We start from the raw sequence: 19,216 nt of genomic DNA on the forward strand, positions 1-19,216 counted from the left end.
AGGCGTATTTCAAGTGCCAGAGCAGCCCAGCCACCGTCTACCAGAGGAATTTGGCGGAAACGAGTGGCTCGTTGACGAACTGTACGAGCGGTACCAACAGGATAAGAATTCGGTCGACACCAAGTGGTGGCCGCTCTTTGAATCCTTTGCTTCTGCTGACGGCACTTCTTCCAACGGATCCTCCGCAGCTCCCTCAGCTGCCAATCCCCCTACCCAAGTACTTCCCGTAGTAGCTCCTGCTGCAGCGGCTCCGGCATCGGCGCCGGCCGCTCCGGCCGCTGCCGCGGAACCCGCCGCTCCTGCGGCACCTGCCCCGGCGGCACCTGCCCCGGCGAAGAAAGCACCGGCCACTGTTGCCCGGGACGGTTCAAAGAAGCCCGCAGCCGGAACCACGGCCCAGCCCATTCCTGCCCAGCTGCCCAAGAGCAACAAGGCGCCCACGGCACCTGAGGAAGACGTAGTTTCCGTCCTCCGGGGACCGGCCAAGGCCATCGCCACCAACATGGTGACCAGCCTTGAAGTACCTACCGCCACCAGTGTCCGGGCAGTTCCCGCCAAGCTCCTGATCGACAACCGGGTGGTCATCAACTCCAACCTTGCCCGTGCCCGCGGTGGCAAGGTCTCCTTCACCCACCTCATCGGCTACGCGGTTGTCCGTGCACTGTCCCAGTTCCCGTCGATGAACGTCTACTACGACGAAATCGATGGCAAGCCCAGTGCCGTGCAGCCTGCACACGTCAACTTCGGCATCGCGATTGACATGCCCAAGCCCGATGGCACGCGCCTCTTGATGGTTCCCAACATCAAGAAGGCCGAGACCATGGACTTCGCTGAGTTCTGGCACACCTATGAAGACCTGATCAAGCGTGCCCGCGCCGGCAAGCTGACCGCAGACGACCACGCCGGCACCACGGTCTCCCTGACCAACCCCGGTGGCATCGGTACCGTGCACTCGGTGCCCCGCCTCTCCAAGGGCCAGGCCGCCATCATCGGCGTCGGCGCCCTTGACTACCCGGCTGAGTTCCAGGGTGCCAGCGAGAAGATCATCGCCCAGAACGCCATCAGCAAGATCCTCACGCTGACTTCCACCTATGACCACCGCGTCATCCAGGGTGCCGGCAGCGGCGAGTTCCTCAAGCTGGTCCACCAGCTCCTGCTGGGCGCGCAGAACTTCTACGACGAGATCTTTGAAGCTCTGCGTATTCCTTATGAACCCGTTCGCTGGAGCCCGGATCTCCAGGTGGACCCTGCCGATGAGATCAACAAGGTTGCCCGCATCCAGCAGCTGATCCACTCCTACCGCGTGCGCGGCCACCTCATGGCGGACACCGATCCCCTGGAGTATGTCCAGCGCAAGCACCCGGACCTGGACGTCCTGACCTACGGCCTGACGCTGTGGGACCTGGACCGCGAATGGCCTACCGGCGGATTCGGCGGCAAGCCGCAACTCAAGTTCCGCGACATCCTTGGTGTCCTGCGCGACGCCTACTGCCGCACCACGGGCATCGAGTACATGCACATCCAGGAACCTGCAGAACGCAAGTGGTTCCAGGACCAGCTGGAGCACCCCTACTCCAAGCCGAGCCGCGAAGAGCAGCTGCGCATCGTCTCCAAGCTCAACGCAGCAGAGGCATTCGAGACGTTCCTGCAGACCAAGTTCGTCGGCCAGAAGCGTTTCTCGCTTGAGGGTGGCGAGTCGCTGATTCCGCTGCTCGACGCCGTCATCTCTGATGCAGCCGACGACGGACTGGACGAGGTTGCCATTGGCATGGCCCACCGTGGCCGCCTCAATGTGCTGACCAACATTGCCGGCAAGACCTACGCCCAGGTATTCCGCGAATTCGAAGGTACCCAGGACCCCCGCTCGGTCCAGGGTTCCGGCGACGTCAAGTACCACCTTGGCACCGAAGGCACTTTCACCTCGGACAACGGCAAGCAGACCAAGGTCTACCTCGCCGCCAACCCTTCCCACCTGGAAGCCGTGGACTCCGTCCTCGAGGGCATCGTCCGTGCCAAGCAGGACCGGCTGGACCAGGGCGAGTCGTTCCCCGTCCTGCCCATCATGGTCCACGGTGACGCCGCGTTTGCCGGCCAGGGTGTTGTGGCTGAAACCCTCAACCTCTCGCAGCTGCGTGGCTACCGCACCGGCGGTACCATCCACGTGATCGTCAACAACCAGGTGGGCTTCACTACCGCGCCGTCGTCATCGCGTTCGTCCACGTACTCCACCGACGTCGCCAAGATGATCCAGGCACCGGTGTTCCACGTGAACGGTGATGACCCCGAGGCCGTTGTACGCGTTGCACAGCTCGCCTACGAGTTCCGCCAGCGTTTCCACAAGGACGTTGTCATCGACATGGTCTGCTACCGCCGCCGTGGCCACAACGAGGGCGACGACCCCTCGATGACCCAGCCGCTCATGTACAACCTGATCGAAGCCAAGCGCTCCGTACGCAAGCTGTACACGGAGTCCCTGATCGGCCGTGGCGACATCACCGAGGAAGAAGCAGAGCAGTTGCTCCGCGACTACCAGGAGCGCCTCGAGCGTGTCTTCGCCGAGACGCACGCAGCGCAGACCTCACCGATCCCGATCATCACAGCGGATTCCGCTGCGGTCTCGGACATCGAGCGTCCCATTGCCCAGCAGGCTGATTTCGGCACCAACTCCCCGGCGTCAACTGCCATTTCCGCTGAGACCCTCGCCCGCATCGGCAAGGCCCACCTCGAAATTCCGGATGGCTTCACGGTTCACTCCAAGCTCAAGCAGCTCCTGGAGAAGCGTGAGCAGATGTCCCGTGAGGGCGGCATCGACTGGGGCTTCGGAGAAATCGCAGCCTTCGGCTCGCTGATCATGGAGGGTGTACCCGTCCGCCTGGCCGGCCAGGACTCCCGCCGCGGCACGTTCGTGCAGCGTCACGCCGTGTTCCACGACCGCGCCAACGGCAACGAGTGGCTGCCCCTGGGCAACCTCTCCGATGACCAGGCCAAGCTGTGGATCTACGACTCCCTGCTGTCCGAATACGCAGCAATGGGCTTCGAATACGGCTACTCAGTGGAACGCCCCGACGCCCTGGTCCTGTGGGAAGCGCAGTTCGGCGACTTCGTCAACGGCGCCCAGACCATCATTGACGAGTTCATTTCCTCGGCTGAGCAAAAGTGGGGCCAGCGTTCCTCGCTGGTGCTCATGCTTCCGCACGGCTATGAAGGCCAGGGGCCGGACCACTCGTCCGCCCGCATCGAACGCTTCCTGCAGATGTGCGCCGAGGACAACATGATCGTGGCCAACCCCACGACTGCTGCCTCGCACTTCCACCTGTTGCGCCGCCAGGCCTACAGCCGTCCGCGCAAGCCGTTGATCATCTTCACACCCAAGCAGTTGCTCCGCCTCAAGGGCGCCGCATCCGCCGTCGAAGATTTCACCACTGGCGGATTCCGTCCGGTCATTGCCGATCCCGAAGTACAGCCGGCAAACGTTGACCGGGTCATCCTGGTCTCGGGTCGCTTGTACTACGACCTCCTGTCCAACCGACAGAAGTCCGGTGACACGTCCACTGCCATCATCCGCGTTGAGCAGCTGTACCCGCTGCCCAAGGCCGAGATTGATGCCGAGCTGGCCAAGTACCCGAACGCTGACATCGTCTGGGCACAGGACGAACCGGCAAACCAGGGACCTTGGCCGTTCATGGGCTTGAACCTGGCACCGGAGCTTGACCGCAAGCTCCGCCTGGTCTCCCGCCCGGCGTCTGCCTCCACGGCGGCCGGTTCCATGAAGCGCCACGCCGCTGAGCAGGATGCCCTGATCAAGCAGGCATTCGAACGCAAGTAAAGCGAAACTGCCCGGCCTGAGGAGTGAATGCGCCCCTCAGGCCGGGCAGTTCTGTTTAATGGGACAGGTATCCGGTTGCAGAACCGGCCAATGATCCGGTAAACCGTGCAAGGACCGTAACGAGTGTGAAGAGGTAACCGTGGAAGACAGGAAGCTGCGTATAGCAGCTGTAGGAGATGAACTGCTCGCGGGCCTGGGGGATCCCCGCGCCTTGGGTTGGCTCGGACGAGTGCTGGCCCGTACGCCCCAGGACTCCGTCGTGGTGGAAAGTTTCCCGCTCCCCTGCCCCATGGAAGGCACGGAAGGCTTGGCGGCCAGGTGGCAGGACGAAGCCGGGAGGCGTTTCAGCGACACGCACGAAAACCGCCTGGTCATCGGACTTTCGGGCCGTGACCTGGAATTCGGCCTTTCCACGGCGCGCAGCCGTTTGAACCTTGCCAACATCCTGGACGGCGCCTCGCACAGCAGTGTGGAGGTCTTCGTAGTGGGACCGCCTCCCACGCTGGATCCCGTCCGGAACAAACGCCTGGCAGAACTCAACACGGCCTTTGCCGATGTGACCACCCGGCGCAACCACCACTACGTTGACACGTTCTCTCCCTTGCTCAATCATGAGCAGTGGAGGACGGACCTCGCAGCCAATGGGGGAACACCGGGCCAGGCAGGCTACGGATTGATAGCGTGGCTTGTCCTGCACCGTGGCTGGTTCCAATGGCTTAATATCGCTCAACCGGAGTAGCCATGACGCGGAACACGCAGGTTTCTGCCAGAGCAGCATTCACAGTGGTCACCGCGGTGGCCCTGGCGGCCACAGTCTCCTGCAGTTCCGGTCCACCGGCCCCTGAGTCATCATCGTCACAGGCTTCGTCAGCTGTTTCCCCATCGGCTGCCACTTCAGGCTCCGGTGCGCTCCAGGCCTTCGACGCCGGAACATTGCGGACGGAATTCGAACGGGCAGCCAAAGAGGTCCTGGCGCCCGGCGCAGTAGTGCTGTTGGAGACTCCTGGCGGGTCGCTCACGGCGTCCTACGGTACGGGAACCAGGGGTGCTGAACGCGAGGTCACGCCCGAGGACCATATCCGGGTAGGTTCGGTGACCAAAACCTGGACCACGACGGTGGTCCTCCAACTGGTGCAGGAAGGCAAGCTTTCTCTGGGTGATCCGGTATCAAAGTACCGCCCCGACGTTCCCAACGGGGATGCGATCACCCTTGAACAGATGCTGACCATGCGCAGTGGGTTGTTCAATTACACCGAAACCCTCGAACTCAACACTGCCATGGACCAGGATCCGCAGAGAGTTTGGAAGCCGGAAGAACTCCTCGCCCTGGCGTTCGCCCACGCACCGTATTTCGCACCCGGCAGCGGCTTTCACTACTCGAACACCAACACAGTCCTCTTGGGCCTGATCGCCGAGAAAACTGAGGGAAAGCCGCTCGCAACCCTCTTCAAGGAGCGGATCTTCGAGCCCCTCGGACTCAAGGGGACAGTTTTTCCCGAGGCTTCCTCCAACGCCATTCCGGAACCCCACCCCCAAGGATATTTCTACGGCGACAACGTCCTGACCATGACCACCCCGGCTCTTCCTGAGGACATGCAGAAGGAAGCGACCGCGGGTACCTTGGCACCCAACGACGTCACCGACGTCAATCCGTCATGGGCCTGGGCCGCCGGATCGGGCATCTCCACTGCCCGGGACCTCAAGCTTTTGGGTGAAGCCCTTGTCAACGGCAAACTCCTGGGAGCCGAGCTCCAGAAAAAGCGTCTTGAGAGCCTCACCCCCACCGATCCGGACAAACCCGGTGGTGCCTCGTACGGCCTGGGAATAGCGAAGTTTGGCAACTTGTACGGGCACACCGGGGAGTTGCCCGGCTTCAACACCTTCATGGGCAATGACCCTGTCAACGCCGTGTCATTGGTGGTGTGGACCAATCTGGCGCCGGCGGCCGACGGGCGTGACCCCGCCACTACCATTGCCCGGGCGCTCATCGGCAAGTTGTATCGATCGGCTCCCTGACAAGGCCTTGCCTTCGGAGAACTTGCGATATATCGTGATCTCATCAACGCGATATATCGCATCTGGAGGGATCATGTCTGAAGAACTATGGACCGTAACGGGTCCGCAAACGATAGACGTGGACGACGTCCGCTCGCTCAAACTGGGAATCGTCAAAGGCCGCTTCGACGTCATGACCCACGACGAACCATCCGTCCGCATCGAGATCACTGAAATCACCGGCGACCCGCTGACGGTGACGCTCGTGGACGGCCGGCTTGAAGTGCGCCATCAGTTACAGGGTCCGCAAGGCTGGTTCCGCAACCTGATGGGCACTGTGAACAACACCAGCACCAACTCTGTGGTGGTCGGGATCGCCCTCCCACCCGGTGTGGACGTTGAGGCCGGAACGGTCAGCGGCGACGGCTTGGTTTCCGGAATCAGCGGACGCACACGCCTCAACACCGTCTCCGGCTCCGTCATGTCAGACGGCACCACCGGCGAACTGCATGTGAACACCGTCAGTGGAGAGGTCATTGTCAGAAACCACGACGGCGTCCTGACCGCCAAGAGCGTCTCCGGCGAGGTGACCGCTTCGGGCAAGTTCAAGAACGTCAGGGCCAGCACAGTCAGCGGCGACCTCAGTTTTGACCTCCAGGACTTCACCAACGACCTTGGGGCAAACTCCGTCTCGGGCGACCTGACCATCAGGCTTCCCCACGACGTCGGCCTGGACATCGTGGCAAAATCCGCCAGCGGGAGCGTCGTGATCGACGACATGATGTATGCCCAGCCAGGCAGCAACGTGCATACGATCGTTGGCCCCGACGAGAAACTCATGGTGGTGCGCACCAACACGGTCTCCGGCAAGACTTACATCATGCACGGCTCAGCACCGGCACCGGCGCCGGAGAACAACCTGCGGGCCACCGGGGAAGCCGGCCTCTGATGCCTCCCGTCTTTGCACACGGCGCCTTGCGCCTGTACCTGCTGGCGCTGCTGGAAGCGGGCCCCAAGCACGGCTATGAACTGATCAAGGCCTTGGGTGACCGTTTTGGCGGCACATACTCCCCCAGCGCTGGAACCATCTATCCACGCTTGGGGAAACTGGAGGAAGAAGGGCTGGTGTCCACCGAAACCGAGGGGCGCCGCACCAAGTACTTCATCACGGACGCCGGCCTCGCCGAGCTGAACGGCCGGCGGGAGGAAGTGGCCGACGTCGAAAATACCATCTCTGCCTCCGTCAGGCGGCTCGCCGACAACTTGCGCGAAGACATCAGGACCAATATGCGGGGGCTGCGGGCGGACCTCGCTGCCACCGCCGAGGCGGCGCGCAGCACTGCAACCTCCGCGCCCGTCCGGGGCAGGTCTGCGGGATACACCCCCGAGGGCCAACGCCTGTTGAAAGAAGCAGAATTGATGGTCCAGTCATTCAGGGACGACATCCGGGTGGAGTTGCGCCTGCATGGCGCTTCGGAGCCGCTGACGCCGCTGGCGCTGGAAACAGTGCGCACGGTATTGGAACAGGCACGTATCTCGATCCGGAATTCCCTGCGGAATTGATGCCGACCTGGCTTCCGGCTGGGCAGGACGGCTCCCGGTTCGCGACCCGGCACCTTGATGTGCGAAACTGGAGGGCAGCTCTATTGAGTATCAATCATTGAAGGAGGCCAGCTATGAGCAAGCGTGCACGTAAGCGTCGTGACCGTAAGCGCGGCGGCGCGAACCACGGCAAGCGTCCCAACACCTAAGCCAGCGGCTTAGTGTCACAGGCTTAAGAGCGAGGGCCCCGGAAACCATGAGGTTTCCGGGGCCCTTGGCGTTGGCCGTGCATTGTTGGCCAGAGGCTTTGGTGTTGGCCAGCGGCTTTGGTCAGGCTTCTACCGGCTTGATCGAATGGATCCGGTCCAGAATGGAGTTCTTGAGGTTCTCCGGCGCTGACTCTGTGCAGGACCGCTTGACCATGGTGCGGATGAGGCACTCCAGGTCATACTGCTCGGAGCATTCCTCGCAGGTGTCCAAATGCTGCTTGATCTCTCCGAGGTCCTCGCGGGTCAATGCGCCGTCTAGGTACTCGTAGATCCGCTGCATCCGCGTATCGTCGCAATCGCCCAATCCCTGGCAGTCGCTCATTTCTCTTTCTCCTGATTGTTGCTTCCGGCCGCGGCCTGATCTTCGGTTTGGGCCCTGAAGCCCCGTTCGGTGGCGTAGTCCGCCAGCATGTCCCGCAGCATCTTCCTGCCGCGGTGCAACCGTGACATGACCGTGCCGATGGGAGTGTTCATGATTTCTGATATTTGCTTGTACGCGTAGCCCTCGACGTCCGCAAAGTAGACAGCCAGCCGGAACTCCTCCGGTATGGACTGCAACGCGTTCTTGACGTCCGAGTCCGGCAGGTGGTCCAGGGCCTCTGTTTCGGCGGACCTCAGCCCGGCCGAAGTGTGCGACTCTGCCTTGGCCAGCTGCCAATCCTCGATGGTGTCCGAGTTGGACTGAAGCGGCTCGCGCTGCCGCTTCCGGTAAAGGTTGATGTAGGTGTTGGTCAGGATGCGGTACAGCCAGGCTTTGAGGTTGGTCCCTGGCTTGTACTGGTGGAAAGCCGAGAACGCCTTGGTGTAGGCCTCCTGGACCAGGTCCTCCGCATCCGAAGGGTTTCGTGCCATCCTCATGGCAGCCGAATACAACTGGTCCACATACTGCATGGCGTCACGCTCGAAGCGCTCCCGCCGTTGCTCGGAAGTCTCCGAAGCGACGTCGACGTCGGGTGCGGCCGCTGCGTCTTCCGCGCCGGCCGCCTGGTACATGGCCGCTGCGGCCGGTTCCGTGGTGCTCATCGTTGCCAAGTCTACTGTCAGCTGCGGGGAATCCGGCTGTGGGCCGTACCCGTGCTCCGGTAGAACCACACGGTCCTTAACCAAAGTCAAAAAATCAACTCCGTTCACCAAGGCGGCAACACCTTGCCGCAGTCCGGTCTCCACCGCACCATTAGTTCACAACGGCCGCCGCTGGGTAAATATTCCGCAAAGGTGCAAGACTAGAGCGGACTGCACCCCTTGAACACAACACTCATTGAAATAGTGTGGCAAGCCATCCAGGAGGCAAGACATGTCTGTTATCCGTTTTCTCGCGCGGCCGATGCTCGCGTCCAGCTTCGTCGTAGCAGGTCTGGACAAGCTCAGGAACGCGGACGACACCGCCAAGCAGCTCTCGCCCGTTCTTCGGCGGGCCTCGGAGTCCCTGCCTTTCAAAGCGGACGAAAAAACCCTTGCACGCCTCATCGGCGGTGCCCAGCTGGGAGCAGGAGCGCTGCTCGGTTTGGGTAAACTCTCCCGTTTCGCCGCCACAGTGCTGGCAGTAACCTCGGCGCTGAACTCTTATGTGGAATGGCGTTCAGCGGACATCAGCAGCAAGGAAGGCCGCAGCGCCCGCAAGGCCCAGCTGCTGAAGAACATCTCCCTCACTGGTGGCGTGCTGCTGGCCGCGGTTGATACCGACGGACGACCCAGCATCGCCTGGCGGGCGGAGCACCTGGCCGCCGATGCCAAAAAGGTGACGGGCAAGCAGATCAAACGCGCGGACAAAGCAGTACGCAAGGCCGTAGACAACGCAGTTGGAGCATAAGGAAGCATGACAGGTACCACCGCCGCACACACCGGACCTACCAAAGCCGACGGGTTGCCACTCTGGCCGGCCCCCTTCGCAAGGGGCCCCGTGGACGCCACGGTGACGGTACCTGGTTCAAAGTCGCTGACCAACAGATTCCTGGTGCTGGCGGCTTTGGCGGACGGTCCATCGCGCCTCCGTGCTCCGCTGCACTCCCGTGACTCAGCCCTGATGATCCAGGCACTGCGGCAATTGGGGGCCACCGTCACCGAAGTGTCCGGCGATGGCCACTACGGACCGGATCTTGAAATCACCCCGATGCAGCCTGCTGCCGTCATTGCAGGTAGTGCTGAAACAGCCATCGACTGCGGCCTTGCAGGTACCGTCATGCGGTTCGTACCGCCGCTGGCCGCCTTGCGCGCCGGAGCTACCGTCTTCGACGGCGACCCCCACGCCCGCAACAGGCCCATGGGAACCATCATTGAGGCCCTGATTGCCCTCGGTGTCCCTGTTGCAGCAGAGGGCGGCAGGACGCCGTCGGCTCTTCCCTTCACCGTGGAAGGCACCGGCGAAGTCCGGGGCGGCCATTTGGTGATCGATGCCAGTGCGTCCTCGCAGTTTGTCTCCGCACTGCTGCTGGTGGGGGCGCGGTTCACCGAAGGACTCCACCTGGAACACGTCGGCAAGCCCGTGCCCAGCCTGGACCACATCACCATGACCGTGGAAGTCCTCCGCAGCGTTGGTGTCAGCGTTGATGACTCCGTGCCCAACCATTGGAGGGTGTCCCCCGGCCCCATCCGGGCGTTCGACCAGAGGATCGAGCAGGACCTCTCCAACGCCGGGCCCTTCCTGGCCGCGGCACTGGCAACGCGGGGCACTGTCCGCATCCCCAATTGGCCGGCCGGAACCACCCAGGTCGGCGATATGTGGCGGTCCATCCTCACTGCCATGGGAGCCACCGTCACGCTGGAAAACGGGACTCTTACGGTGACGGGCGGCCCGGTGGTCAAGGGCTCGGAATTCGACGAAACCAGTGAACTCGCGCCCACGGTGGCGGCCTTGTGCGCACTGGCCGATGGCCCCTCGCGGCTGACCGGAATTGCCCATCTCCGTGGCCACGAAACAGACCGGCTCGCAGCACTGGTCAACGAAATCAACGCCTTGGGCGGCGACGCAGAAGAGACCGCCGATGGCCTCATCATCCGACCAGCCACACTGCACGCCGGGGTCGTCCACAGCTACGCTGACCACCGCATGGCCACGGCAGGAGCCATCTTGGGCCTCGCCGTCGAGGGCGTCCAGGTCGAAGACATCGCCACGACGTCCAAGACCATGCCGGAGTTTCCTGAAATGTGGGCCCGAATGGTGGGAACCATCTCCGGCACCACGGTGGAGAACAACTGACCATGGGCCGTGATGCACGCTCCTGGGATGAGTCCGACGTCCGGATCCGACCCAACAAAAAAGGGTCCAGGCCAAGGACCAAGGACAGGCCCAGCTACGATGACGCGGTTATTGGCCGGATCATCACCGTTGACCGTGGGCGCTACAGGGCGATTGTGGACGAGGATTCCGCGAACGCCCGCGTCGTTATCGCTGCCCGTGCCCGCGAATTGCGGCGGAACCCGGTAGTACCCGGGGACTTCGTGGCCTTGGTGGGCGACGTCTCCGGATCGCCGGACACCCTGGCGAGGCTGGTCAGGGTGGAAGAACGGCGGACCCTCCTGCGCCGCAGTGCCGACGATACCGACCCGATCGAACGGGTAGTGGTGGCCAATGCCGATCAGTTGGTCATTGTGGTGGCGGCCGCCAACCCCGAACCGCGCACCGGGTTCATTGATCGCGCCCTGGTGGCAGCCTATGACGCCGGCATTGAGCCGTTGCTTCTTATCACCAAGGCGGATGTCAAGGATCCAGCGGAACTGCTCGCCAACTACCTCAGCCTGGACTTCCCGGTGATCATCAGCCGCACCGCCGACTCCGAAGCAGGCGGCATCGACGCCCGATCCGACGACGGCCTCTCAGCCCGCCTGGACAGGGATGCCGTAGCCCAGCTGCGCTCCCACCTCGGCGGAAAAGTCACCGTGATGCTCGGCCATTCAGGCGTCGGCAAGTCCACCATGGTCAATGCCCTGACGGGGGCAGAGCGGGCAACCGGCGGCGTTAATGCCGTCACAGGCCGTGGCCGGCATACTTCCTCCTCCGCGTTGGCCCTGAAACTTTCCGACGCCCCGGCCGGCAGTTGGATCATCGACACTCCCGGCATCAGGTCCTTCGGCCTTGCCCACGTGGATCCGGACCGGATTCTGCATTCCTTCCCGGATCTCGAGCCTGGAACCGAGGCTTGCGAACGGGGCTGCAAGCACGATGCCACCGCCATCAACTGTGGACTGGATTCATGGGTGAACGAGGGCCATGCCGGACCGTCGGGTGTGGCGCGGTTGGCTTCGCTGCGCCGGCTGCTGGGTGCGGACCCACGGTTGGAAGCAAAAGAGACCAAGGAACTGGGCACCGTCAACTGATCGTTTGGGGCTTCACCTCCCCCCTGCAACGAGTGTTTCAGGATAGTTTGGTGGCATGACCCATCCCGTTTCCACCTACAACGATGACCTGCGCCTTGCCCACGTCCTCGCTGATTCCGTCGACGCCCAAACCATGGATCGCTTCAAGGCTTTGGACCTCAAGATCGAAACCAAGCCCGACCTCACCCCTGTCACTGACGCTGACAAAGCGGCCGAGGAAGCCATCCGGGGTCAACTCTCGCGTTCGCGTCCCCGCGATGCAGTCCTGGGTGAGGAATTTGGCAGCAGCGGACATGGCTCGCGCCGTTGGATCATTGATCCCATCGATGGCACCAAGAACTTTGTCCGGGGTGTACCGGTGTGGGCTACGTTGATCGCGTTGGTTGATGAGGGAGAACCGGTAGTGGGTGTTGTCAGCGCCCCCGCCTTGGGCAAGCGCTGGTGGGCCGCCAAGGACATGGGTGCCTACATGGGCCGGTCCCTGGCTGCGGCCACGCGGTTGAAGGTCTCCAACGTCACCCAGCTCTCCGATGCCTCGTTGTCGTACTCGAGCCTGTCCGGTTGGAAGGAACGCGGCAACCTGGACGAGTTCCTTGGACTGACGGAGGACGTCTGGCGAACCCGCGCCTACGGTGACTTTTGGTCCTACTGCCTCGTCGCCGAGGGTGCCGTGGACATCGCCTGCGAGCCCGAACTGAACCTCTACGACATGGCAGCCCTCGTCCCGATCGTGACTGAGGCCGGTGGCCGCTTTACCTCCCTTGAAGGCGAGGACGGCCCTTTCGGCGGCAACGCACTGGCGACCAATTCAATCCTGCACTCAGAGGTACTCAAGCGTCTCAACCCAGGTTTGGACGATCTCCTCTAGTTCCAGTCCGCTGGCAACATTTAGGTCCTTTCAGCGAATATTCGACGGCGGATGCCCCCTTTGGTGGGCGTCTGCCGTTTTTTCTTCGCCAAAGTTCCGTTTTACAAGCCTGACGTAACAAAGTGCTTAACATTGCGCAGCGACTTTGGAGGGCCGCTGGAGGTGCCCTAACCTTTTTTACAGGTCACGAGTGCCAGCGCTAAACCCCGGTTTGCTGGCCGGCAACCCTCCATTCGCGGTGGGGTGCCCCGGGTGACGACCCGGCCGGTCCGGAACGGATGCGGCAAGCGCGGATCCCCTATGGGGGTCCCTCTTGAATGAGGTCCCATGAGTACTGTCACGTTCGATGCCAACGCCATTCCTTCCTTTGTCGAAGAAGCCCCGTCACCGGCAGCTGCTGCAATCCGCCCGCTCGCCGCGGTCACAGGCGCCGAGCTGCAGGCCCCGCTGATCCAAGGCGGCCACGTTCGTTACGCCAACCTGGACTATGGAGCATCGGCTCCGGCACTGACCATCGTCTCGGCATATCTCAACGAGGTCCTGCCTTACTACGCCAGCGTGCACCGCGGCGCTGGGTATGCTTCACAGATCAGTACCTCGGTCTATGAGAACTCGCGCAACATCGTGCGCGACTTCGTGGGTGGGCGCCCGGACGATTCCGTCATTTTTACGCGGAACACCACCGATTCCCTGAACCTTTTGGCCGGCTGCCTTCCGCAGACCGATGGCACGTTCTCCGGCGAAGTCCTCTACCTGGACATCGAGCACCACGCCAACCTGCTCCCCTGGCAAGGCGTACCGCACCGCAGCGTGGTAGCGGCCTCCACGCTGGCCGCGACGCTGGACAAGCTCCGCGCCGAGTTGGCGCAGGGCGGGGTCAGCCTCCTCGCAGTCACCGGCGCCTCGAACGTCACCGGCGAGATCCTCCCGATAGCCGAACTCGCGTCCTTGGCACATGAGTACGGCGCCAGGATCGTGGTTGACGCAGCCCAGCTGGCACCCCACCGCAGGATCAACATCACCGAAGCCGACGTCGACTACATCGTTTTCTCGGGCCACAAGCTGTACGCGCCCTTCGGTGCCGGTGTAGTGGTGGGCCGTCCGGACTGGCTCGACGCCGGCACCCCGCACCTGGCCGGTGGAGGCGCCGTCCGTGAAGCCCGCCTGGACTCCGTCAGTTGGGCCACCGGACCCGCCCGTCACGAGGGCGGCTCCCCCAACGTGCTCGGCGCCGCAACCCTTGCACGGGCGACGCAGGTCCTCGCCGGACTGGACCAGGAGGCCTGGCACTCCCACGAGGCCGCCATCCGCTCCTACCTGGTGGACGGTCTTGAGGCCATTGAGGGAGTGACGGTACACCGGATCTTCTCCGACTCCGTGGACACCATTGGCGTCGTCAACTTCTCCGTGGAAGGATTCGACGCCGGTTTGGTCGCCGCCTACCTGGCTGCCGAGCACGGCGTTGGCCTCCGGGACGGCCGCTTCTGCGCCCACCCGTTGCTCAAGCGCCTGGGCCTTCCCTCGGGATCCCTACGTGCAAGCTTTGGCGTTGGCTCCCGTTTGGAGGACGCCACAAGGCTGCTGGCGGGCATCGAGAACCTCAAGGGCAACGGACTTGGCTGGGACTACGTGGTGGACGAAGGCCGCTGGGTACCTGCCAATGACCACCGCACCTACCCCGAGTGGGCTCCCAATACTCCCGGCACAGCTGGTGCCGCTCCCTGCACTGTGGACTAAAGCGCCCCCGCCCGACTAAGACATCACCGTCGACTACAGCGCCACCGCGGACCAAGACATCACCGCCGACTAAGACATCACCGTGGGGCAAGCCGCTCCATTGGGACCGGTGGGCTTCCCGGACGCGGGGCATCAGGTCGTGTCCGCTGCGGTAAATTCGTAGGGTACCTTTTTGGCGAGCCTGTGAAGGAGTCTTTGGTGGCGATACGTTCTACGGCTGCCTCGAACGGGCGGCCCGCCATTCCCGCACCGGCCGGACCACGTGGACCCAAGCTTCATGCCCACCGCCGCCATGAATTCGGCCAAAGCTTCCAGGATGGCGGAGAGCACTACGATCGCGTACGGCCCGGGTATCCCCTGGACTCCGTCGAGTGGCTGGTTCCCGAAGGAGCCGGGACAGCCGCAGACATCGGAGCGGGGACGGGCAAGTTCACGGCACTGCTCGTGGAGCGCGGACTGGACGTTGCCGCCGTCGATCCTTCCACCGACATGCTGGACCAGCTGCGGAAGTCCCACCCCAACGTCGTCGCGTTGGAGGGAACTGCCGAGTCAACCGGACTGGCGGACTCAGCATTCGACGTCGTCAGTGTCGCCCAGGCCTGGCACTGGTGCGAACCGCTCGCAGCGAGTACGGAAATTGCCCGGATCCTGAGGCCGCATGGCACCTTGGGCCTGATCTGGAACCAGTTGGATACCGAGGTCGCCTGGGTTCATCGGCTCTCGCGCATCATGCATGCAGGGGATGTCCACAAGCCCGGCTTCCGGCCAGTCGTCGGCCCGGAGTTCACCGGCTTGGAAAGTCACTTCACCCGGTGGGAGGACGCCTTGACGCCGAACGACATCATGGAGTTGACCAAATCCCGGAGCTATTACCTCCGGGCCAACGATGCCACCAGGGCCAAAGTGATGGGGAACCTGGAATGGTACCTCTACGAGCACCTCGGATTCGTGGCCGAAGAGACCATCAAGGTGCCGTACGTGACCCAGACGTGGCGTGCATCCAGGAACTCCGGACCCCTTCCACGGTAGGCTTGGGATGTGAAGACCAGTACGCCCTCCTCCTCGATCGAGGACTACGTCAAGGTCATCTACTCCTATACGGAGTGGCAAGACAAGCCGATTACCTCCTCCCAGCTTGCCCAGCGCCTTGGTGTGGCCAATTCTTCCGTGTCCGAAATGGTCCGGAAGCTCAAGGACCAGGGCTTGGTGGACCACCAACCGTACAGTGCCATCCGCCTGACCCCTGCCGGCATGCGGCTTGCACTGGCCATGGTGCGCCGCCACCGCCTCATCGAGACCTACCTGGTGGAAGAACTCGGGTACAGCTGGGACGAGGTCCATGACGAAGCCGAGATGCTGGAGCATGCGGTTTCGGATACCTTCATTGAGCGCATGTCCGCCAAACTGGGCCATCCCGTCCGGGATCCGCACGGAGATCCCATCCCGTCGGCAGACGGTTCGGTTGATCTTCCACACGCTTACCGCATGATCGAGCTCGACCAAGGCCATTCGGGCCGTATCACCCGGATCAGCGATGAGAACCCTGAACTCCTCAGGTACCTCGCTGCCGAAGACATTGCACTGGACGCCCCGGTCGAAGTGATGGGACGCAAACCATTCGGGGGTGCCTTGGTGGTGCGGATCGGATCCGGGGTCAAGGGCCGTGAATTCGATCTCGCCGACGAAGTGGCCTCGGCGCTGTGGGTTCAAAGCGCCGGGGTTCACGAAGGCTGCGTCCTCCAGGGCCGCTGACCCTGGACAGGGATTGGCATTGGCGTGGCCTGACCCGGGCACTCCGGAAGGTCAGTCGCGCTGCCCGGCCGCTTCGTCGTCGTCGGGTGCTGCCACCGGTTCCCCATCATCGGCGGGCGCGGTGACCCTGGCAGGGTTTCGAATCCCGACGGCGGACGCCACCGCCCCGGTCAGGAACAGTGCCGCTGTGACCAACAGCGCGTTGTACAAGCCCTCCCGGCTGAAGACCGGTCCTACGATCAGCCCGGCAAAGGCGATGGTGATCAACCCGGCGATGCGGGCTACCGCGTTATTTACTGCCGAACCGATGCCCGCTTCCGCCGGCGGGACTGCACCAAGGATCGCGGCCGTCAGCGGCGCCACCAGGGTGGCCAGGCCAAGTCCGAAAACGATCTGCCCGGGCAGTACCTGGGTCCAATAGTTCAAGGGCTCCTGGATGGACAGGGACATCAGGAAACCCACACCACACAGCAAAGGTCCTGCTGTCATGAACCAACGGGGACCGTACTTGCCGGCCAGTCCGCCAAAATAGGATGCCCCGATCATCAGGATGACCGTGCCCGGGAGCAACGCCATCCCCGCAACCGTAGCGGCCATTCCTCCGACCTGCTGAAGGTAGATGCCCAGCACAAAGAACCCCAGCGAAATTCCGCCGTAGATGGCAAGCGTTGCAAGGTTGCCCCAGCCAAAATTGCGGATCGCGAACAACCTCAGCGGCAGCATCGGCTCATCTGTCCTGGCTTCATGGAACAGGAACAAGGCCATGGCCACGATGCCTACAGCCAGGGGCACCCACACCTGGGCACTGCCCCAACCCATCCGGCCTTGCTCGATAAACGCAAACACCGGACCACCAAGGCCCACCATGGCCAGGAAGGCCCCGAGGTAGTCGATGCGTTTGCTCTTGTCCCTCGCTGCATCGGATGCGCGGAGGCCGGCCAGCATGGGCCAGATCGCAATGGCGGGGATGACATTGATGAAGAAGATGACGCGCCAGGAAAGAAGGTCCACCGCCATTCCGCCAATCAAGGGGCCGACGATGGCTGCAGCGCTGGTCCATCCGGACCACTGGCCGATCGCTTTGGATTGGGCAGGCCCGGAGAAGGATGTGATGATCATGGCCAACGAGCTTGGAACCAACAGGGCGCCGGCAATTCCCTGGAGTGCCCTTGAAACCACAAGGACTTCCCCCGTCCAGGCCAGGCCGCACAAAACCGAGGTCGCAGCAAAGCCTGCAAGCCCCCATTCCAGTATTCGTGCCCTGCCGAAATGATCGGACAAGGAGCCCGCCACCAGGATCAGGGCGCCCAATGTCAGGAGGTAAGCGTCCACCACCCATTGCTGGATAACCAGGCCGCCGCCCAGTTCCCGCCCGATGGCAGGCAGTGCGAGATTCACCACAAATCCGTCAAGGATTGCGATGAAGGACGCCACAATAGCTACCGCCAACACGCGCTTTTGTAGCGGCGTACTGGGTAGCAAGGGCGCTGCGTCAGTCATGAGCACAGCCTACGCCCGGTAAGTCCCGTATCGTTGAATGGTGATTAGCAGACGTGATGCCGCATTGGCCCTTGATATTTCGATGGAAATGGCCCAACGCCACGGTATTCCGTCCCGGCTCTCCGAGGCAGAGTTGCGCGATATGCAGGACAATCCGCCGGCTTGGCTGGTGCAGTCCAGGGCCAACCGCACCGGTAAACGCCCTGTCTGGGTCCATCTGACCTGTGCTGTTTGCGGCTATTCCGAGGCTATCCGCCCCAAGAAGTGGTGGCCGGACTTTTCCTTCGTGTACTGCGGCACCCACCGGAACAGTGACCTCCCCAAGCTCTTCCTGGGCGAAGTGCGCAGCGAATATGAAGGTGTCGGCAGCCGTTTTGTGGGCGTCGTTGATGTTCCGGAGAGCAAAGCCTAGCCTGCCGCTTATTGCTGCTGTTCCATCTCCGACGGCACGGCCAGGAGTTCAAGGGCCCGGCCCTCCCTGAGGACCGTCAGCGGGAACGGTTCCCCGATCGCTTCCTCGAAAAGCAGCTTCTGCAGGCTTTCTGCACTCGATACTGCCCGCCCCTTGGCGCGGAGCACTATGTCTCCGGGCTGGAGTCCAGAGATCTCGGCCGGCGACCCCGGAAGCACCTCCACTACGCGCAACCCCTCCTTTTGCCCGGTCCGGACCACGGCACTGGCGTCCAGCGGGATGGGAGTACTCACCAACCCCAAGTACGCACGATGCACCCGGCCATCCCTCAGCAAGGATTCGATGATCCGTCTGGTGGTGGTATTGATGGGGACCGCCAAGCCCAGTCCCAGTCCTGCCACGGCGGTGTTGATGCCTACGATGCGTCCGTGCGTATCCGCCAACGCTCCCCCGGAGTTCCCCGGGTTAAGGGCGGCGTCGGTTTGGATAACATCTTCTATGACCCGCCGGTGTTCACCTGCCCGGACGGGAATGGACCTGCCCAGGCCGCTGACCACGCCCGCAGTCACCGAGCCTGCCAAACCAAGCGGGTTGCCCACGGCGATCACCAACTGGCCCACCCGCAAGGTTTCGGCGTTGCCTAAAACTGCCGGTGGCGGCGTGGATTTCAGGCCGCGGATGACAGCGAGGTCGGACAACGGGTCGGCGCCCACCAACTCCACGTCGGAGTTCTTGCCGTCGGCGAACACAGCCCTGCCGCTCCGGATGCCGGACACAACATGGGCGTTGGTGAGCATGTATCCCCCGGCAGTAAAGACCACGGCAGAGCCGCTGCCCCTGAGGATGCGGCCGCGCCGGCCGGTGCTGGTCATCTCAATGGCTGCAACATGGGGTGTCACCGACTCCGCAACGTCGATCACAATCTTCGAGTAGGCATCCAGCGCGGGCTCCTCCCCGGAGTCCAGTGATTCGAGTTCAGGCCCAGTGTTCACCGCATGCCT

General features: G+C 62.9%; 17 protein-coding genes and 1 riboswitch. Of the genes, 13 read left to right on the plus strand and 4 right to left on the minus strand.

The features are described 5' to 3' along the window. Positions 1 to 13 precede the first annotated feature (13 nt). The 5 genes from LDN85_RS13860 (at position 14) to LDN85_RS13880 (ending at position 7,384) form a co-directional block, all read left to right on the plus strand. A complete protein-coding gene (locus LDN85_RS13860; RefSeq protein WP_026540105.1) occupies positions 14 to 3,826 on the plus strand; it encodes a multifunctional oxoglutarate decarboxylase/oxoglutarate dehydrogenase thiamine pyrophosphate-binding subunit/dihydrolipoyllysine-residue succinyltransferase subunit in 3,813 nt (1,270 codons plus the stop codon). Positions 3,827 to 3,965: 139 nt separating this feature from the next. Then, on the plus strand, positions 3,966 to 4,565 hold the full coding sequence (locus LDN85_RS13865) for a GDSL-type esterase/lipase family protein (protein ID WP_026540104.1): 600 nt from the start codon (positions 3,966 to 3,968) through the stop codon (positions 4,563 to 4,565). 2 nt (positions 4,566 to 4,567) lie between these two features. Next, on the plus strand, positions 4,568 to 5,842 hold the full coding sequence (locus LDN85_RS13870) for a serine hydrolase domain-containing protein (protein ID WP_223943338.1): 1,275 nt from the start codon (positions 4,568 to 4,570) through the stop codon (positions 5,840 to 5,842). 73 nt (positions 5,843 to 5,915) lie between these two features. Next, entirely contained in the window at positions 5,916 to 6,770 is an 855-nt protein-coding gene (locus LDN85_RS13875; protein ID WP_223943339.1) for a DUF4097 family beta strand repeat-containing protein, read from the plus strand. Beyond that, on the plus strand, positions 6,770 to 7,384 hold the full coding sequence (locus LDN85_RS13880) for a PadR family transcriptional regulator (protein ID WP_223943340.1): 615 nt from the start codon (positions 6,770 to 6,772) through the stop codon (positions 7,382 to 7,384). The genes LDN85_RS13875 and LDN85_RS13880 overlap by 1 nt, the downstream gene beginning before the upstream one ends. A gap of 309 nt (positions 7,385 to 7,693) precedes the next feature. Here the strand turns inward: LDN85_RS13880 and rsrA are convergent, their stop codons facing one another. Then, positions 7,694 to 7,954, minus strand: coding sequence for a mycothiol system anti-sigma-R factor (gene rsrA / locus LDN85_RS13885; protein ID WP_026540100.1), 261 nt, complete (start codon positions 7,952 to 7,954; stop codon positions 7,694 to 7,696). Beyond that, the gene (locus LDN85_RS13890) at positions 7,951 to 8,745 is read right to left on the minus strand and encodes a sigma-70 family RNA polymerase sigma factor (protein WP_026540099.1); all 795 of its coding nucleotides are present in this window, start codon (positions 8,743 to 8,745) and stop codon (positions 7,951 to 7,953) included. Before LDN85_RS13890 ends, rsrA begins: the two co-directional genes overlap by 4 nt. 181 nt (positions 8,746 to 8,926) lie before the next feature. On the opposite strand from LDN85_RS13890, the gene LDN85_RS13895 reads away from it, so the two are divergent. From LDN85_RS13895 to LDN85_RS13925, 7 genes are all read left to right on the plus strand, one after another. Then, positions 8,927 to 9,442: a DoxX family membrane protein gene (locus LDN85_RS13895; protein WP_026540098.1), complete on the plus strand. Its 516-nt coding sequence runs from the start codon at positions 8,927 to 8,929 to the stop codon at positions 9,440 to 9,442. A 6-nt stretch (positions 9,443 to 9,448) separates the two neighbouring features. After that, on the plus strand, positions 9,449 to 10,828 hold the full coding sequence (gene aroA, locus LDN85_RS13900) for a 3-phosphoshikimate 1-carboxyvinyltransferase (protein WP_223943341.1): 1,380 nt from the start codon (positions 9,449 to 9,451) through the stop codon (positions 10,826 to 10,828). A gap of 2 nt (positions 10,829 to 10,830) precedes the next feature. After that, entirely contained in the window at positions 10,831 to 11,946 is a 1,116-nt protein-coding gene (locus LDN85_RS13905) for a ribosome small subunit-dependent GTPase A (RefSeq protein WP_026540096.1), read from the plus strand. Positions 11,947 to 12,001: 55 nt separating this feature from the next. Further along, the gene (gene hisN, locus LDN85_RS13910; RefSeq protein WP_223943342.1) at positions 12,002 to 12,814 is read left to right on the plus strand and encodes a histidinol-phosphatase; all 813 of its coding nucleotides are present in this window, start codon (positions 12,002 to 12,004) and stop codon (positions 12,812 to 12,814) included. A 182-nt stretch (positions 12,815 to 12,996) separates the two neighbouring features. Then, positions 12,997 to 13,110: riboswitch (SAM riboswitch) on the plus strand. A 31-nt stretch (positions 13,111 to 13,141) separates the two neighbouring features. After that, positions 13,142 to 14,551, plus strand: coding sequence for an aminotransferase class V-fold PLP-dependent enzyme (locus LDN85_RS13915; protein ID WP_223943343.1), 1,410 nt, complete (start codon positions 13,142 to 13,144; stop codon positions 14,549 to 14,551). Between the two features lie 204 nt (positions 14,552 to 14,755). Then, positions 14,756 to 15,580, plus strand: coding sequence for a class I SAM-dependent methyltransferase (locus LDN85_RS13920; protein WP_223945470.1), 825 nt, complete (start codon positions 14,756 to 14,758; stop codon positions 15,578 to 15,580). A 9-nt stretch (positions 15,581 to 15,589) separates the two neighbouring features. Beyond that, complete coding sequence (locus LDN85_RS13925) at positions 15,590 to 16,303, plus strand: metal-dependent transcriptional regulator (protein WP_026540092.1); 714 nt, start codon at positions 15,590 to 15,592, stop codon at positions 16,301 to 16,303. Between the two features lie 51 nt (positions 16,304 to 16,354). Here LDN85_RS13925 and LDN85_RS13930 read toward each other — a convergent pair whose 3' ends face one another. Beyond that, positions 16,355 to 17,803 carry an MFS transporter gene (locus LDN85_RS13930; RefSeq protein ID WP_223943344.1) on the minus strand — a complete coding sequence of 483 codons (1,449 nt, stop codon included), beginning with the start codon at positions 17,801 to 17,803 and terminating at the stop codon, positions 16,355 to 16,357. 37 nt (positions 17,804 to 17,840) lie between these two features. On the opposite strand from LDN85_RS13930, the gene LDN85_RS13935 reads away from it, so the two are divergent. Next, a complete protein-coding gene (locus LDN85_RS13935; protein WP_223943345.1) occupies positions 17,841 to 18,215 on the plus strand; it encodes a hypothetical protein in 375 nt (124 codons plus the stop codon). An 8-nt stretch (positions 18,216 to 18,223) separates the two neighbouring features. On the opposite strand, the gene LDN85_RS13940 is transcribed toward LDN85_RS13935, so the two are convergent. After that, positions 18,224 to 19,207, minus strand: coding sequence for a trypsin-like peptidase domain-containing protein (locus tag LDN85_RS13940; protein WP_223943346.1), 984 nt, complete (start codon positions 19,205 to 19,207; stop codon positions 18,224 to 18,226). Between the last annotated feature and the right edge of the window lie 9 nt (positions 19,208 to 19,216).

Source organism: Arthrobacter sp. StoSoilB20, assembly GCF_019977295.1.
GTDB classification, from domain to species: domain Bacteria; phylum Actinomycetota; class Actinomycetes; order Actinomycetales; family Micrococcaceae; genus Arthrobacter; species Arthrobacter nicotinovorans_A.

Coding starts and splice junctions, on each gene's coding strand:
- LDN85_RS13930 (WP_223943344.1), bottom strand. CDS start 17,803: ATGACTGACGCAGCGCCCTTGCTACCCAGTACGCCGCTACAAAAGCGC.
- rsrA (WP_026540100.1), bottom strand. CDS start 7,954: ATGAGCGACTGCCAGGGATTGGGCGATTGCGACGATACGCGGATGCAG.
- aroA (WP_223943341.1), top strand. CDS start 9,449: ATGACAGGTACCACCGCCGCACACACCGGACCTACCAAAGCCGACGGG.
- LDN85_RS13905 (WP_026540096.1), top strand. CDS start 10,831: ATGGGCCGTGATGCACGCTCCTGGGATGAGTCCGACGTCCGGATCCGA.
- LDN85_RS13880 (WP_223943340.1), top strand. CDS start 6,770: ATGCCTCCCGTCTTTGCACACGGCGCCTTGCGCCTGTACCTGCTGGCG.
- LDN85_RS13915 (WP_223943343.1), top strand. CDS start 13,142: ATGAGTACTGTCACGTTCGATGCCAACGCCATTCCTTCCTTTGTCGAA.
- LDN85_RS13875 (WP_223943339.1), top strand. CDS start 5,916: ATGTCTGAAGAACTATGGACCGTAACGGGTCCGCAAACGATAGACGTG.
- LDN85_RS13935 (WP_223943345.1), top strand. CDS start 17,841: ATGGTGATTAGCAGACGTGATGCCGCATTGGCCCTTGATATTTCGATG.
- LDN85_RS13870 (WP_223943338.1), top strand. CDS start 4,568: ATGACGCGGAACACGCAGGTTTCTGCCAGAGCAGCATTCACAGTGGTC.
- LDN85_RS13895 (WP_026540098.1), top strand. CDS start 8,927: ATGTCTGTTATCCGTTTTCTCGCGCGGCCGATGCTCGCGTCCAGCTTC.
- hisN (WP_223943342.1), top strand. CDS start 12,002: ATGACCCATCCCGTTTCCACCTACAACGATGACCTGCGCCTTGCCCAC.